The organism is Endozoicomonas sp. SESOKO3, from assembly GCF_024606255.1.
In genome coordinates, this window is record NZ_JAHHPR010000626.1 from 1 (window position 1) to 1,470 (window position 1,470).

Here is a 1,470-nt window from a genome sequence, read left to right on the forward strand (position 1 = left end):
GAACAAAACGGTCCCGGTCAGCCCACTGAGGGTTAACCGGGTTGTGATTCAGATAATCACGCCACAATACTTCAGCAATATCAGCCATACCCATTGGGGCACCGGGGTGTCCGGACTTGGCTTTCTGTACAGCGTCCATACTCAGGGCGCGGATGGCATTGGCTAGCTCACGACGTGAGGACATAGGAATCAGGGCTCCGAAGATCCAGTCTGTTTTAAATTGGCGCTATTCTAATGCCTTCAGCCACAAACTGAAATCGCTATATATGACTATCCTGAATCTCCTGAACACTTTATTGATAGCCATTGCCTCTGAAAATCCGGGGTGTCTGCGATTCGAAAGTCACTGATCAGGAAGACTCCCGTTCAGTGAATGACTGTCGTGTTCGATTAGCATAGGCAACCAGTGACAACATCACCGGCACTTCCACCAAAACACCCACAACCGTTGCCAAAGCGGCCCCGGAATTCAGTCCAAAAAGACTGATGGCCACGGCAACAGCCAGTTCAAAAAAGTTGGAGGCACCAATCATTGCACCAGGTGAGGCAATGTTATGGGGTTGCTTCCACTTCTTCATCCATAAATAGGTGATGGCAAAAATCAGATAGGTCTGGATGATCAGGGGTATGGCAATCAGGAAGATATCCAGGGGATGGGCAATAATCGTGTTGGCCTGAATCCCAAACAGAAGAATGACTGTGCCAATTAACCCAATGATCGAAAAGGGCTTGATGCCTGTCAGAAATAGACTCAGTGCTTGTTCGCTGCGAACAGCTTTTCGGGTCAACCAGCCTGCAAGCACTGGTATCACCACAAACAGTCCGACGGACAGAAACAGGGTATTCCAGGGTACAAATACCTCTGTTACTCCCAGCAAAAAGGCGGCAAGGGGAGCAAACGCAATGAGCATGATCAGGTCATTGATGGCGACCTGAACCAGAGTGTAGTTAGGGTCTCCCCTGGTCAACTGACTCCAGACAAAAACCATGGCAGTACAGGGTGCGACACCCAGTAGAATCATACCGGCAGTATACTCTTTACCCAGCTCAGGACTGATCCAGTCGCCAAAAACATAGCGAATAAACAATACGGCCAGCAGTGCCATGGTGAAAGGCTTGATCAACCAGTTAATAGTGACGGTGATGATCAACCCTTTTGAACGACGATGAACGTTTTTAATGGCAGAGAAATCCACCTGCATCATCATTGGATAGATCATCAGCCAGATCAGTACCGCGATAACCAGATTAATGCTGGCGTATTGCCATTGGCCAAGAGCCTCAAAGAATTCTGGAAATTGCAGTCCACCAAAAAGCCCTGCAAATATGCCCAAAGCAACCCAAAGGCTGAGATAGCGTTCAAAAATCCCCATAGCTGACCTCATATTCTTAAATCGCCAGATGTCACGGCAAAAGCTATTATCAGTGGACCGGATGGAAAGTCTATAGGCTGTCTCTTATACACATCTC

General features: G+C 48.1%; 2 protein-coding genes. Both read right to left on the reverse strand.

Annotated features, from left to right (window positions below; translation table 11 throughout):
- Nucleotides 1–184 (reverse strand): hypothetical protein (locus KDK18_RS11055; protein ID WP_257254958.1); only part of this gene is annotated, 184 nt, incomplete at its 3' end.
- A gap of 166 nt (nt 185–350) precedes the next feature.
- Complete coding sequence (gene arsB / locus KDK18_RS11060; protein WP_257254959.1) at nt 351–1,373, reverse strand: ACR3 family arsenite efflux transporter; 1,023 nt, start codon at nt 1,371–1,373, stop codon at nt 351–353.
- Nucleotides 1,374–1,470 lie beyond the last annotated feature (97 nt).

What these genes read in the sequence shown, in the direction of transcription:
- arsB (WP_257254959.1), bottom strand. Translation starts at nt 1,373, where the DNA reads ATGGGGATTTTTGAACGCTATCTCAGCCTTTGGGTTGCTTTGGGCATA.